The sequence below is a fragment of the Hoyosella altamirensis genome (assembly GCF_014191505.1).
GTDB lineage: Bacteria > Actinomycetota > Actinomycetes > Mycobacteriales > Mycobacteriaceae > Hoyosella > Hoyosella altamirensis.
Window position 1 is genome coordinate 1,562,434 of the sequence record NZ_JACHWS010000001.1, and the last position, 12,562, is coordinate 1,574,995.

The 12,562-nt window shown below is 60.8% G+C and carries 13 protein-coding genes; 5 read left to right on the top strand and 8 right to left on the bottom strand.

Translation table 11 applies throughout. The features are described from left to right. The first annotated feature begins 88 nt into the window (after positions 1-88). Positions 89-1,147, top strand: coding sequence for an RNA polymerase subunit sigma-70 (locus FHU29_RS07640; RefSeq protein WP_064439018.1), 1,059 nt, complete (start codon positions 89-91; stop codon positions 1,145-1,147). Here the strand turns inward: FHU29_RS07640 and FHU29_RS07645 are convergent. Genes FHU29_RS07645 through FHU29_RS07655 form a run of 3 tightly spaced genes read right to left on the bottom strand, consistent with a single transcriptional unit; the run spans position 1,144 to position 3,553 of the window. Continuing rightward, positions 1,144-2,433, bottom strand: a complete 1,290-nt coding sequence (locus FHU29_RS07645; protein ID WP_064439017.1) for a glycosyltransferase — start codon at positions 2,431-2,433, stop codon at positions 1,144-1,146. The genes FHU29_RS07640 and FHU29_RS07645 overlap by 4 nt on opposite strands. Next, on the bottom strand, positions 2,430-2,876 hold the full coding sequence (locus FHU29_RS07650; protein WP_064439016.1) for an SRPBCC family protein: 447 nt from the start codon (positions 2,874-2,876) through the stop codon (positions 2,430-2,432). Before FHU29_RS07650 ends, FHU29_RS07645 begins: the two co-directional genes overlap by 4 nt. Further along, a complete protein-coding gene (locus tag FHU29_RS07655) occupies positions 2,873-3,553 on the bottom strand; it encodes a hypothetical protein (RefSeq protein WP_064439015.1) in 681 nt (226 codons plus the stop codon). The genes FHU29_RS07650 and FHU29_RS07655 overlap by 4 nt, the downstream gene beginning before the upstream one ends. A gap of 78 nt (positions 3,554-3,631) precedes the next feature. Here FHU29_RS07655 and FHU29_RS07660 point away from each other — a divergent pair, with 78 nt between their 5' ends. Then, positions 3,632-4,303, top strand: a complete 672-nt coding sequence (locus tag FHU29_RS07660) for a TetR family transcriptional regulator (RefSeq protein ID WP_064439014.1) — start codon at positions 3,632-3,634, stop codon at positions 4,301-4,303. Here FHU29_RS07660 and FHU29_RS07665 read toward each other — a convergent pair. The 4 genes from FHU29_RS07665 to FHU29_RS07680 form a co-directional block, all read right to left on the bottom strand. Next, entirely contained in the window at positions 4,260-4,970 is a 711-nt protein-coding gene (locus FHU29_RS07665; RefSeq protein WP_064439013.1) for a CE1759 family FMN reductase, read from the bottom strand. The genes FHU29_RS07660 and FHU29_RS07665 overlap by 44 nt on opposite strands. Then, positions 4,967-5,413: a MarR family winged helix-turn-helix transcriptional regulator gene (locus tag FHU29_RS07670; RefSeq protein ID WP_064439012.1), complete on the bottom strand. Its 447-nt coding sequence runs from the start codon at positions 5,411-5,413 to the stop codon at positions 4,967-4,969. The genes FHU29_RS07665 and FHU29_RS07670 overlap by 4 nt, the downstream gene beginning before the upstream one ends. After that, positions 5,413-6,588, bottom strand: a complete 1,176-nt coding sequence (locus FHU29_RS07675; RefSeq protein ID WP_064439011.1) for an LLM class flavin-dependent oxidoreductase — start codon at positions 6,586-6,588, stop codon at positions 5,413-5,415. The genes FHU29_RS07670 and FHU29_RS07675 overlap by 1 nt, the downstream gene beginning before the upstream one ends. 84 nt (positions 6,589-6,672) lie before the next feature. After that, complete coding sequence (locus tag FHU29_RS07680) at positions 6,673-7,125, bottom strand: Lrp/AsnC family transcriptional regulator (RefSeq protein ID WP_064439010.1); 453 nt, start codon at positions 7,123-7,125, stop codon at positions 6,673-6,675. Between the two features lie 111 nt (positions 7,126-7,236). Here FHU29_RS07680 and FHU29_RS07685 point away from each other — a divergent pair, with 111 nt between their 5' ends. After that, positions 7,237-7,866: a LysE family translocator gene (locus tag FHU29_RS07685; protein ID WP_064439009.1), complete on the top strand. Its 630-nt coding sequence runs from the start codon at positions 7,237-7,239 to the stop codon at positions 7,864-7,866. Between the two features lie 11 nt (positions 7,867-7,877). Here the strand turns inward: FHU29_RS07685 and FHU29_RS07690 are convergent, their stop codons facing one another. Continuing rightward, on the bottom strand, positions 7,878-9,575 hold the full coding sequence (locus tag FHU29_RS07690) for a sigma-54-dependent Fis family transcriptional regulator (RefSeq protein WP_221194692.1): 1,698 nt from the start codon (positions 9,573-9,575) through the stop codon (positions 7,878-7,880). A gap of 182 nt (positions 9,576-9,757) precedes the next feature. Between FHU29_RS07690 and FHU29_RS07695 the strand changes: the two genes are divergently transcribed. Together FHU29_RS07695 and FHU29_RS07700 are read left to right on the top strand one after the other, a co-directional pair. Then, a complete protein-coding gene (locus tag FHU29_RS07695) occupies positions 9,758-11,389 on the top strand; it encodes a ferritin family protein (RefSeq protein ID WP_064439008.1) in 1,632 nt (543 codons plus the stop codon). Between the two features lie 86 nt (positions 11,390-11,475). Further along, positions 11,476-12,519 (top strand): 2Fe-2S iron-sulfur cluster-binding protein, encoded by a 1,044-nt coding sequence (locus FHU29_RS07700; RefSeq protein ID WP_064439007.1) that lies wholly within the window; start codon positions 11,476-11,478, stop codon positions 12,517-12,519. Positions 12,520-12,562: the final 43 nt, after the last annotated feature.

Here is a 12,562-nt window from a genome sequence, read left to right on the forward strand (position 1 = left end):
GGATCGCGGGCCCACAGGTGACACCGATGAGGTTTTCGCAAAGAAGACGTCTCCATATAAGACAGCCAACTACTGTCGTACAAAGGAGATGACGAACGTGGAAACGACGAACACACGCAGCGAACCAGGCCCGATTGGCGTAGCCGAGGCGCAATTCATGGCAGCCGCTCAATCAGAGGACACTACGCAGTTCGCGCTACTCACAGAGCAGTATCGCCGCCAGCTGCAGGTGCACTGTTACCGGATGCTGGCCTCGTATGAAGACGCACAAGACATGACCCAGGAAACGTTCCTGCGTGCGTGGAACCGGCGCGAAACGTTTCAGGGCAGAGCGTCGCTGCGCACCTGGCTGTACCGCATCGCAACCAACTGCTGTCTCGATTTTCTGGAGAAACGCAGAGACCGCACCCCCGTACCTGCCGAGTTGCCGGAAGCAGGTACTGAAGTCCGGTATTTACGGCCTTATCCCACGCACATGCTGCCCGATGATCCCCAAGAATCAACGGTGGCGCGTGAAACCATCGAGCTCGCCTTCATCGTCGCCGTCCAGCATTTGCCTCCTCGGCAGCGCGCCGTGCTCATCCTGCGTGACATCCTCGGCTGGCCCGCACGCCAGGCGGCGGACTCGCTTGATCTGAGCGTCGCCTCAGCGAACAGCGCCCTTCAGCGTGCCCGGGCAAGCATGCGAGAGCAGCTTCCCGATGGCCGCCTGGACTGGCGTGCCGCTTCAGTCCAGACCCTGACCGCAGATGAGCGTGCACTTGTCGACAAGTACATGGCGGCACACGAGCACCTCGACATGGAGAAACTGGCGGCATTACTTCGCGACGACGTTCGCTTCGCCATGCCACCTCAGCCCGGTGTCTGGATCGGCCGCGAAGAGTGTGTCAACGCCTGGGTCGAAGGCGGTCTCGGCGCTCCCGGGCTGGACGACTGGCGTTGTATCGCCACAACAGCAAACGGGCAGCCCGCCGTCGCAATGTATCTGCGCAAACCTGGCGATTCCGCACATCGTTCCTTCGCCATTGATGTCCTTCGAGTTGCCGACGGAATGGTTGCGGACATCACGGCGTTCAGCGACGACGTTTTCGGCTCGCTCGGATTGCCTGAGGTGTTTGAGGAGGCGGAGCCCTCCAGCAGGGTTTAGGCGCGCGCCGCTAGCTCAGCCAGCCGCTTATCGATGATCTCGTACGGTCTGTACGCTTCAAGTTCGGTGCGGATCCGCGCGACATTCCCGCTAATCTGCTTGTCCGCAAGTACTTTCTGCAGGGCCGCGCGGATTTGCCTGGCACTCGGTCGCTCGGTGCGCAAGTCCACACCGAGCCGGTGATATCCGATGCGAGCGTTGTCATCGTTTTTTCCCTCACGGGTGCCGGCGCAAACTACTGGGATGCCGTGGCGTAGTCCAGCTAGCACGCTGCCGAAACCACCATTGGTGACGAATGCATCCGCATGCGGGAACAAGTCGTCGTAGTCGATGAAATCTGTGATCACAACATTCGGGCTTGTGAAGCGGGTGCGCAGCTCCTGAGCGTTCTTCCCACCTGTGGTCGCCACGATCACTTCTGGACCGCCAGCTAGCGCCGTCAGTGTGGGGATAATTAGCTTGCCGGGGTCGTCATTGTCGACGGTTCCCTGGGAGACGACGACGACGGTCGACTTAGGGTCGAGAACTTCGTCCGGGACTGGTGAGCTAAACGCGGGGTCGCGTTTAGCTGGCTTGAGCGGGCCTATGAACTCGGCGTTGCTGGGCAACTGCAACTGGGGGTACTCAAGCCCTGGCGAGCCCACGAGAAACACTCGTTCCGCGCACTGAAGGGGCACGCGGAGCAAGCCGTCGCGAGGTATCGCGGGAAGTCCTTCCTCTTCGAGCACCTCGTTATAACGCAGCACGGCCCGTTTCATCGTGCTGTTGCCCAGGGTGCGCGCAACACGCTCCCGCAGTCGCCCAGCTATCGTCCTCGCAGGCTGTAATCCGAAGAACGGCGGAGGCAAACCCGCAACGCCGACGTAAGGCGCGGGCGCCACAGCGAAGGAGAACACCGGTACCTCAAGCTTTTCCGCGACGAGCTTCGCCGCGTACAGGGCTGCGTCACAGAACGCGACCTCGAACGGAAAGTCGTCCCGGATTGCGGCGATGTCACGGTAATGGTTTCTCACATTCGCGACGAAGAATTTCTCGGCATCGAAGGAAATTCGTTTAGGCCCTTTCAGGTGTCCGCGTTCGGGATACAGGTCGTTGAGGTTGTCCCCTGTGATCTCGGTGGCCCAGCGGTACGGGAGCGAGGGTATACCCAGGGCATCAACTTTCGGCTGATAGACCGGCCCGGCGTACCAGCGGACGTCGTGACCGCTCGCGAGCAGATGGAGTGCCACGCCCGTGAGCGGATTGAAATGGCCCTGTGCGGGGAGGGTAGCGAAGAGGATCTTCACTCCTCCGGCCGCCCGTCCTCCATCAGCCGCTTGAGGTCCGCGAAGTTCTTCTTCATCTCTCGCTTCAGTTGCCACGCAGTGATTCGGTCAATCGCCGCGAGGAGCCCTGACTGGTTCATCCGCATGTGACCGCTCACCCGGGTGCCGGAGCCAGAGGGCGCCGTGCGGTAGGTGAATTCGAATGTCATCGAGGCGGATCCGCCTGTGAACGTAACCTCGCGGTCAGGTTCGAAGCTGGTGTACTCGTTGTCGATTCCCAGTCGGCGGCCGAGGAACCGACGCACCGCGCGGTGCCTAGTACCTACGCCGATTGGACCGTCGGTAATGCGCATAACCTCGTCGAGGCCGTCCTGCCAGCGCGGACCGTTGGTTTGATCGGCTATGAACGAGAAGACGTCGCCCACCGGCCGCTCGATCACTGTGCTGTCCTCAACGTCGATCATGATCTACCTCGATTCCGCATGTGTGGCTTATTGGGGTGCAGCAGTGTCCAGCCGAGCGCAGCAAAGAGCAGCATCCATCCTGTGATGGCGAGCCGGGCCCCAACGAATGACATCGCCAGCGCCGGCATCATCGGAGCGAACACCCAGACTCCGGCGGCAAGGGGCACCCAACTCCGCCAACCGCCCCATATGCGCGCCTTTCGCACGGCGACGCCCGCTGCGACAAGTCCGGCACCGATAACGATCGACGTCACTCCGTAGACCGCGCCAAGTCCCGCAACAAGTGTTGTGGTCATGGTGTCGAAGCGGGCGGTCACGGCTGCGATCTCGGCTACGGTGAGTCCGGCCATTCCCGCCAGCGCGGCGTAACAACCCCAGCGCCCGGTTCTAGACGCTCCTGTCGCGCCTGACCACAACAGGCCCAGCAACCCGAGGAGAAGCCCAAGATGCTGGATGGCGAACCAAACCTGGGTTACCGCGAAAGCGCCCGGTGACTGCGGGTAGCTCCACATGTCTTCCGACACCGCTGGCGTCTGCGCGGCTACGGCCAGGTAGATGCCGGACGCTGCTCCGAGCAAAGCTGCGACGAAACAAGTGAGGCCAAAGATGCGGAGCCTCGATGCGAGGGTGGTGCCTGCCCTGCCTTGTGCGGGCACCTTTTCCACACTGATGTTCATGAGGAGCCTCCGAAGGAAGGCGAATAATTTTTAGTGTAGCACTACACTAGTGGGTGACCCTAGTGAAAGTTGCAAGCTATGCCGCCAGGTGTACGAGCTGAGCGCGCCCGCGCGACCCGCCGCAGGATGGTTGCCGCTGCCTACCAACTGTTCTGCGCGAACGGCTACCTTGGCACATCTATGGCTGCGATCGCGGCTGAGGCTGGCATCGCGGTCCAGACGCTCTACTACACGTTTCATACAAAGGCGGAGCTCCTCGGAGAGGCCATCGGTGCCGCCGTTGTCGGCTTCGAATTATGGGTGAAGCCTCCACCTGAGCCCATCGAAATCACCGACCTGCTGACCTGGAACGACTGGTGGCCAGACTTTGATGCTGCGCCTGACTCCCGCACGGCACTATTCGTCTACATCAGCAACGGCGTCAGCATCCTCGAACGCATGGGCCCGCTGGTCACTGCGATGCACGGCGGGACTGGGGATCCGGACGCCGAGGCAGTCGTCCAGATCGCGGAGCAGCGCAGAATCGCGACCTACCGGGAGATCGTAGAGCGGATCGCTCACAAACCGGGTGGGCTGCGGGACGGCATGACGGAGGCCGAGGCGACCGACATCCTGGTAGTTCTCTTCAGCGCCGAGGTGTTCCACAGCATGGCCAGCGGCCGCGGGTGGTCGCGAGATCACTGCACGCGGTTCTTCGTTGAAACCCTTACAAGTCTGCTGCTCGGGCCCGAGCTCGCGGAGTGCCATTGACCACTCCACCACCGGCGGCGAGCCGCATCAGGTCGGTATCGACATCAATTGACGTCTCTGATCCTCCTGCGCTGCCGAACTCGTGCTGATAACTCCCCCACGACTCGTCGCGGACTTTGGACGCGAAGCCGCTCTCCATGATAAGCACAAGTTCCCTCGCAGCACGATCAATACGTTTATTCAGCTCGCTGTCGCTCCAGTCCTCCGACGACGCGAACAGCGATGTCGGAACGGTCATAGTGCGCAGATAGGCGAATAGGCTGCGCATCTGTTCGTCGACCACGAGCGCGTGCCGCGCGGTTCCGGCGGTGGCTGCGAGCACCACCGGTTTGGCGATGAGCAGGTCGTTGTCCAGGACATGGAAGAAGGAGCTGAACAGGCCGCTCGGTGCTGCTTTGTACACCGGTGCTGCGGCGATAATCCCGTCTGCAGCAGCGAGTGCCTCTACCGCCTTGGTCATCTTGGCGCCCATCAATTGCGAGACCAGCGCTGTGGTGATCTCGGTGGCAAGTTCGCGGAGGTCGATGACGGTGAGGGTGATCGAGCCGTTTCGTTCGCGGGTCAGAGTCTCGACGCGCGCCGCTATCCGGTCAGCGAGTAAGCGCGTCGACGATGGGTCGCTGGTGCCGCCGCTGACGACGACGAGCCGATAGGGCGTGCTGTTCATTCTGCGTCCTTTCCGTATGCCGCGAGCTTTGCGCAGAGTTTTTGGAGTTCCTGCATTTCATCGTCTGTTAGCGCATTTCTGAGTGCCCGTGCCACACTCACGGCGTGCCGTCCACCCACCTGGTGCTGAACTTTCCGCCCTTCATCAGTGAGTGCGAGCCGGACTCCCCTGCCGTCGAAGGGATCTCGTGTTCGTTCAATTAGCCCTCTTTCCACCAGACGCTCGACCATTCGTGACAACGCTGGCTGGCTGAGTAAGACGTGGTCATTCAATTCAGCGAGCCGCTGCGGATCGCTGCACTTGGCTAGGGCGTACAGGACGTCATACTCACGCATGGTGAGCCCCCGCCACACGTCCTCCGCCGCAAAGCGTTTCATCAGAGTCGCATGTGCCGTCAGAAGCGCCTCCCACGCGTGGTTGGCGCTTCTGCTTGCGGTCGACATTAACTGCCAGCCTTAATGTCTCGGCTGTCCTGGTAGGGGGAAGTTCCCGTGAGATTGTCGCCCCGGTTCGCGTTCGGGCGAGGCTGCCGGGCAGGCCGGTCCCCGTACTTAGCCGTCACGCGTCTGGAATGCGTTGGTGCATCAGCTGATTCAGGATCGCGCCGGGCCGCAAGTTCCTTGCGGAGGACGGGTACGACTTCCCCGCCGAGCAACTCGAGCTGATCGAGGACGACGTTCAGTGGCAAGCCAGCATGGTCAATCAAGAAAAGCTGCCGCTGGTAGTCGCCGATCTCGTCGTGGAACGTCAGTGTCTTGTCGATGACTTCCTGAGGACTTCCCACGGAGAGCGGTGTCATCTCGGCGAACTCCTCCATTGTGGGCCCATGACCATAAACGGGGGCCTCATTGAAGTAGGGGCGGAACTCCTTCCACGCGTCCTGCGACTTCTTCGCGATGAAGGCCTGGCCGCCGAGTCCAACGATGGCCTGCTTTGCGGTCCCGTGGCCATAATGTTCGAAGCGCTGCCTGTAGAAGTCGATCAGCCGCTTCGAATGTGAGGTCGGCCAGAAGATGTGGTTCGCGAAGAACCCATTGCCGTAATAGGCAGCCTGCTCCGCAATCTCTGGGGTACGGATCGAGCCGTGCCACACGAACGGCGGTACATCATCGAGCGGACGCGGCGTCGACGTGAATCCCTGCAAGGGTGCACGGAAGTTACCTTCCCAGTCGACGACATCTTCGCGCCACAACCGGTGCAGCAGGTTGTAGTTCTCCAGTGCGAGCTGCAGGCCCTGACGGATGTCCTGGCCGAACCACGGATAAACCGGCGCAGTGTTGCCACGGCCAAGCATCAAATCCATCCGCCCCTTCGAGAGGTGCTGCAGCATCGCGTAGTCCTCTGCGATCTTCACCGGGTCGTTGGTGGTGATCAGCGTTGTCGCAGTCGTCACGATGAGTCGTTGCGTGAGGGCAGCGATGTGTGCGAGCAGTGTCGTTGGTGAGGATGAGAAGAACGGCGGATTGTGATGCTCACCGATCGCGAAGACGTCCAGTCCCACTTCCTCGGCCTTCTGCGCAATCCGGACGACAGCGTCGATGCGTTCGGCCTCACTCGGGGTCGTGCCGCTTACCGGATTACGGGTGATGTCGCTGACCGAGAATATTCCGAACTGCATCAGAGCCTCCCACGATAATTTCAATGCGTTTGCATCTACTCCAACCGGGAGTAGTTGAAAGTTATTCCATCTATCCCGTGGTTCTTACAGTGGCAACGGACGTTCGCGCACCACGTGCTTCATCACCAGTGTCGACGCCACGCGCTGAACCCCAGGTAGCCGAGTGAGTTGCTCGTCGTAAAGACGCTGGTAAGCCGCCAGGTCCTCACTTACTACCCGCACCAGATAGTCCGGCTCACCGAAGAGTCTCTGCGCCTCGAGCACGTTTGGTATCGCCGCGGCGGCTTCCTCGAACCGCACGAGCGTCTCGTGATTCGCTTCGCGCATGGTGATGAACAGCAGCGCCTCGAATTTAAGCCCCAGCGCCTCTGGGTCGAGCGCTGCCCGGTAGCCCCGGATAACACCGGACTCCTCGAGTTCACGCAAACGGCGGTGCGTAGGCGATACCGTCAGCCGCACCCTCGAAGCGAGCTCAGTGATACTGATTCGCCCATTCATCTGCAGCTCAGCAAGAATATTTCGATCGACCGCGTCCATGGCGATAATTCTTCCACCTGACACCGGGCGCGTGATCAATCTTAGGAACCTATTTGGCGTATTTCGGCATAGGTTTTGCTAGAACCTCGAATACTGCGGAAGGATCTGCTGATGAGCCCGACTCAGGTGGTGGGATTTTGGGTGATTGCGGTACTGCTGATCGCCCTCCCTGGACCAGACTGGGCGTTCACCATCGCCGCTGGCGTCCGTGACAGAACGGTCTATCCCGCGGTTGGCGGACTCATGGCGGGGTACGTCCTTCTCACCGGCGTTGTCGCTGCTGGGGTGGGCGCACTGGTCGCGGGAACACCAGCAATCCTTACCGTGCTCACGGTTATCGGTGCCGCATACTTGCTGTACCTGGGCAGTTCGCTTGTGAAGGACCCCGGAAGTCCGGGCCTAGAACTTGAAAATGCAGCGGAAGCCGTCCCGTGGTGGGCAAGGTCGCTGCGCGGCGCTGGCGTGAGCAGCCTCAACCCGAAGGCCCTCATCCTCTTCCTGGCGCTTCTCCCCCAGTTCACCGACCCCAGCGGTGCCTGGCCGATCCCGGTGCAGATAGCGCTCCTCGGAGCGTTGTACATCGTGACGTGCGGTGCGTTCTACTCAGCAGTGGGCGCGGGTGCGCGCGCTGTGGCGCTGACCCGGCCACGTGTTATGAGAGCAGTACCCCGAGTCTCTGGTTTCGCGATGGTTGCGCTCGGGCTGGTGATGCTCGGGGAGAACGTCGTTCCGCTGCTCTGACGCCCACCTAACTAGATCCTGATACCGAACTCCCGAATCTTCCTGTATACCGTTGCCCTGGAGATGCCCAGCGCCGTCGCAGCACCGGCCTTGTCGCCTTCGTGGAGAGTGAGCGCATCGACGATAGCGTCTCGTTCCAGTGTCTCAATTTTGCTGAGCGTCCGGCGCGTTGTTGCTTTGCACTCGGGCGGCAGTTGGTGCGGCTCGATCAGGCCGCGGCGGTGGTGCCGGTGCAGTTCCTCGAGGACGCTCCGTAGCTGCGCAGTGTTTCCCGGCCACCGCAAACGAGCCAGCTGGTTAAGGGACGCAGCTGAGAGGACAACGTCGTCCGCGCCGATCGAGCGCAACAGGTCACGGCTGAGCTGAGGAATATCCTCAGCACGGTGGCGCAGCGGCGGCACGGTTACGGTCTTCGGGAAGAGCCGAAAGCTAGCGAACGCACTGCAGACATCACCGGGACGCACGGTAAGCGCAATCCAGGATTCCGCTGCATGCGAACCTTCACGTACGGGCTGAAGCAGATGGGCAAGCGCGTCGAGGTCGGCGTCACTAAGGGAGTCAGCGTGCCGGATCAGCAGATCCGAACCGCCCTCCAATTCCGCGTCGGCTTGAGCGAGCACTTTGCCACCGAGTCGCGCGGCGTCGAGCACAACGAGGGCACGGCCACGCGTCACATGCTCATGTGCGGCTCGCGCCAGTGCCGCTTTGCCCGTTCCCGGTTCCCCATCCAGGACGAGCCACTCTCGCCGCCTGCACGATTCCGCTACATCACGGAACGTGTGGCGCCACAACGCACTCATCCTCGCGATCGATGGAGGATCCGGGTCCTTCGCGATTCGCGGACCACGGGAGCGTCGGACGGTCTCCTTAATACGAATAACCCCACCAGCCACTCGGTCGTTTACGATCGCCGGTTCATATGACAGTCGTGCTGTGACCCCACTCGGCAGGTCGGCAAGCAAGGTTGCGGGTTGGGCCCGGCCGCTGGTGTCACGCGTCCGCTCGATGATGACAGCCTGGTCCCGCGAATCGAACTGCTCCTGGGCCAACGCATTCACCATCAGGACGTCTTCCCCGATCGCGATGACTGGGCGCCCCGAACGACGGCAAGCCGCATGGTAGCTGTGCAGCAAAGCACGTTCCCGCTCACTGGCATCGTCGAGAATGCGCTCACGTATCCGGTGCGCCGCTAGCTTCGCGAACGGCAGCAGCAGCGAGTTGGCGTGTCTCGCCTCGGTTGTCAGGTCGATCACGCCCAATAGCGCGCCCGAAGTGGGGTGTGTGATGAGCGCACCCGCACACGAGAACGATTGCAGCGGCCCCGCGTAGTGCTCGGATCCGTCGATCAGGATCGGAGCGCCGACTTCAAGTGCGGTGCCGATGCCATTGGTGCCCACTGCTGACTCCGCGTAGACAAAGCCGGGAGCCAGATGAACACGATCGAGTGCCTTCAGCAAGCCACTGTCGCCCCCATCCCGGCTGAGAACAGCGCCCTCGTTGTCGGTGAGTATCAGCGAAACGGGTTCGTTCTCAATTTCTGCGGACATCGCTGCGAGTACCGGGCGAGCCGCACGAAGGAGCACCGAGTCTGTGACTCGCTCTTCCACGAAAGCAGCGGTCGGCGAGTCATTGTCACCTAGTGCTTCCCGGGACCTCCGCCACGAGATCCGCAACCAGTTTCGGATCTCGTTCGTCGACTCGATTCTCAAGGACGCCTCCTATTCTCAGCGCGGCACTTCCTGCAGCTTCAAACAACATAAGAACTCCTGAATGTGATGCCCGTCTCATAGTGAGACAAATGCAACGCGCCTCACGGTGTTGTATCGAATTCGCACCGTCCCCCACACGAGCTGGCAGTCCAGTCCAGCTCCCGAGCAAGGAGGCGCATCCATTGAGTAGGCAGAGCCTGACCAAGGCGCATGCAAAAATCACCGAACTGTCGTGGGAACCCACATTTGCCACCCCAGCAACACGTTTCGGTACGGACTACACGTTCGAGAGGGCTCCGAAGAAGGATCCTCTCAAGCAGATCATGCGGTCTTACTTCCCGATGGAAGAAGAAAAGGACAACAGGGTCTACGGCGCCATGGACGGCGCGATCCGCGGAAACATGTTCCGCCAAGTTCAGCAGCGCTGGCTTGAGTGGCAGAAACTCTTCCTTTCCATCATCCCTTTCCCGGAGATTTCCGCGGCACGCGCGATGCCGATGGCCATCGATGCGGTACCTAACCCAGAGATCCACAACGGGCTGGCGGTACAAATGATCGACGAGGTTCGCCACTCCACAATCCAGATGAACCTCAAGAAGCTCTACATGAACAACTACATCGATCCAGCCGGATTCGATATGACGGAGAAGGCGTTCGCGAACAATTACGCGGGCACCATCGGCCGGCAGTTCGGCGAGGGCTTCATTACCGGTGACGCAATCACCGCGGCGAACATCTACCTCACGGTTGTCGCGGAAACTGCTTTTACCAACACGCTTTTCGTGGCGATGCCGGACGAAGCAGCGGCCAACGGTGACTACCTGCTCCCCACGGTGTTCCACTCGGTGCAGTCCGACGAATCACGGCACATCTCGAACGGTTACTCCATCTTGTTGATGGCGCTCGCCGACGAGCGGAACCGCCCGCTGCTCGAACGCGATCTGCGGTACGCGTGGTGGAACAATCATTGCGTCGTCGACGCCGCGATCGGCACATTCATCGAATACGGCACCAAAGACCGGCGCAAGGACCGCGAGAGCTACGCGGAGATGTGGCGACGCTGGATTTACGACGACTATTACCGCAGCTACCTCCTCCCGCTGGAGAAGTACGGACTGACAATTCCGCACGACCTGGTCGAAGAAGCGTGGAAGCGGATCGTCGACAAACACTACGTCCACGAGGTAGCACGGTTCTTCGCTACCGGCTGGCCGGTCAACTACTGGCGCATCGATGCCATGACCGACACCGACTTCGAATGGTTCGAAGAGAAGTATCCAGGCTGGTACTCCAAGTTCGGCAAGTGGTGGGAAGCGTACAACCGGCTCGCGTACCCCGGGCGGAACAAGCCGATCGCATTCGAAGAAGTCGGCTACCAGTATCCCCACCGGTGCTGGACGTGCATGGTGCCCGCACTGATTCGTGAGGACATGGTGGTGGAGAAAGTCGACGAACAGTGGCGCACCTACTGTTCGGAGACCTGCTACTGGACCGACGCTGTGGCGTTCCGCGGTGAGTACGAAGGCCGGGCGACGCCGAACATGGGCCGCCTCACCGGCTTCCGTGAATGGGAAACGCTTCACCACGGCAAGGACCTAGCCGACATTGTGCAGGACCTTGGGTACGTGCGTGACGACGGCAAAACCCTTGTTGGGCAACCGCACCTACAGCTCGACGATCCGAAGAAGTTGTGGACCCTCGATGACGTGCGTGGCAACACGTTCCAGAGCCCGAACGTGCTCTTGAACGAAATGTCCGACGCTGAACGCAATGCCCACATCGCCGCTTATCGGGCGGGATCAGTCCCGGCCTGACTCAGGCTCGGTGGGTGGCGCCGCGGTCACTCCGGCGCCGCCCACCGCTACCAGAACACTACTTTTCAGAGCTCAGGAGAAGGCCCATGGCCGACAAGCACCGTATCAACTTCGAGCCCGTCGACATCGAGATGGAAGTCGGTGAAGACGAGTACATCCTCGATGCCGCATTCCGACAGGGTATCCACCTGATGCACGGCTGCCGCGAAGGGCGGTGCTCGGCCTGCAAGTCGTTCGTCCTCGACGGTGATATCGACATGGATAACTATTCGACGTTCGCTTGCAACGAATCCGAGGTCGACGAAGGCCATGTACTGCTCTGCCGGGCGACCGCGTACAGCGACTGCACAATCGAACTGCTGAACTTCGACGAGGATGAACTTCTTAGCGGCGTCCCTATCCAGAACGTGCGCACACAGGTTGCCGCAATCGAGTCCGTGACCAAAGACATTGTCTCGCTACGGTTGCAGCCCGTCGAACCGACAACATATGTGTTCAAACCCGGCCAGTATTCCGACTTGACAATCCCCGGGACTGAGGACCACCGCTCGTTCTCCATGGCGACGACACAATCGACGCCTGAGCAGGTCGAATTCCTCATCAAGAAGTACCCTGGCGGCAAATTCGCCGGGCTGCTCGACGACGGGATCACGGTCGGTGACGAAATTGCCCTCACCGGCCCGTACGGATCATTCACCCTCAAGGAAGGCCACGTTCTGCCGATGGTCTTCATTGGCGGCGGCGCAGGTATGGCTCCGCTTCTGTCGTTGCTCCGGCACATGAACGAAACAGACAACACCAGGCGGGTGCACTTCTACTACGGCGCTCGCACCCCACAGGACCTGTTCTACGTCGATGAGATTCTCAAACTCGGAAAGGGATTGACGGACTTCACTTTTGTGGCCTGCCTCTCGGAGTCAATGGATCCGCCTCCCCTAGGTGAGATCACGGTGGAGAACGGAAACGTCACCGACGTTGTCGGCCGAACCGAAACGGACCTCGCCAAAACCGAGGTGTACCTGTGTGGTCCGCCGCCGATGGTCGATGCCGCCCTGGAACTGCTCGAGGCCAACAACACCCCGCACGACCAGATCTTCTACGACAAGTTCACCAGCCCTGCCTTCGAATAGGCGTCACAGAATTCACGTAATCCACAGCCCTCCTCCACCGACA

Bases quoted from the DNA above. Each gene is read 5' to 3' on its own strand.
- FHU29_RS07640 (WP_064439018.1), top strand. From the start codon at position 89: ATGACGAACGTGGAAACGACGAACACACGCAGCGAACCAGGCCCGATT.
- FHU29_RS07650 (WP_064439016.1), bottom strand. From the start codon at position 2,876: ATGATCGACGTTGAGGACAGCACAGTGATCGAGCGGCCGGTGGGCGAC.
- FHU29_RS07655 (WP_064439015.1), bottom strand. From the start codon at position 3,553: ATGAACATCAGTGTGGAAAAGGTGCCCGCACAAGGCAGGGCAGGCACC.
- FHU29_RS07660 (WP_064439014.1), top strand. From the start codon at position 3,632: ATGCCGCCAGGTGTACGAGCTGAGCGCGCCCGCGCGACCCGCCGCAGG.
- FHU29_RS07665 (WP_064439013.1), bottom strand. From the start codon at position 4,970: ATGAACAGCACGCCCTATCGGCTCGTCGTCGTCAGCGGCGGCACCAGC.
- FHU29_RS07670 (WP_064439012.1), bottom strand. From the start codon at position 5,413: ATGTCGACCGCAAGCAGAAGCGCCAACCACGCGTGGGAGGCGCTTCTG.
- FHU29_RS07675 (WP_064439011.1), bottom strand. From the start codon at position 6,588: ATGCAGTTCGGAATATTCTCGGTCAGCGACATCACCCGTAATCCGGTA.
- FHU29_RS07680 (WP_064439010.1), bottom strand. From the start codon at position 7,125: ATGGACGCGGTCGATCGAAATATTCTTGCTGAGCTGCAGATGAATGGG.
- FHU29_RS07685 (WP_064439009.1), top strand. From the start codon at position 7,237: ATGAGCCCGACTCAGGTGGTGGGATTTTGGGTGATTGCGGTACTGCTG.
- FHU29_RS07700 (WP_064439007.1), top strand. From the start codon at position 11,476: ATGGCCGACAAGCACCGTATCAACTTCGAGCCCGTCGACATCGAGATG.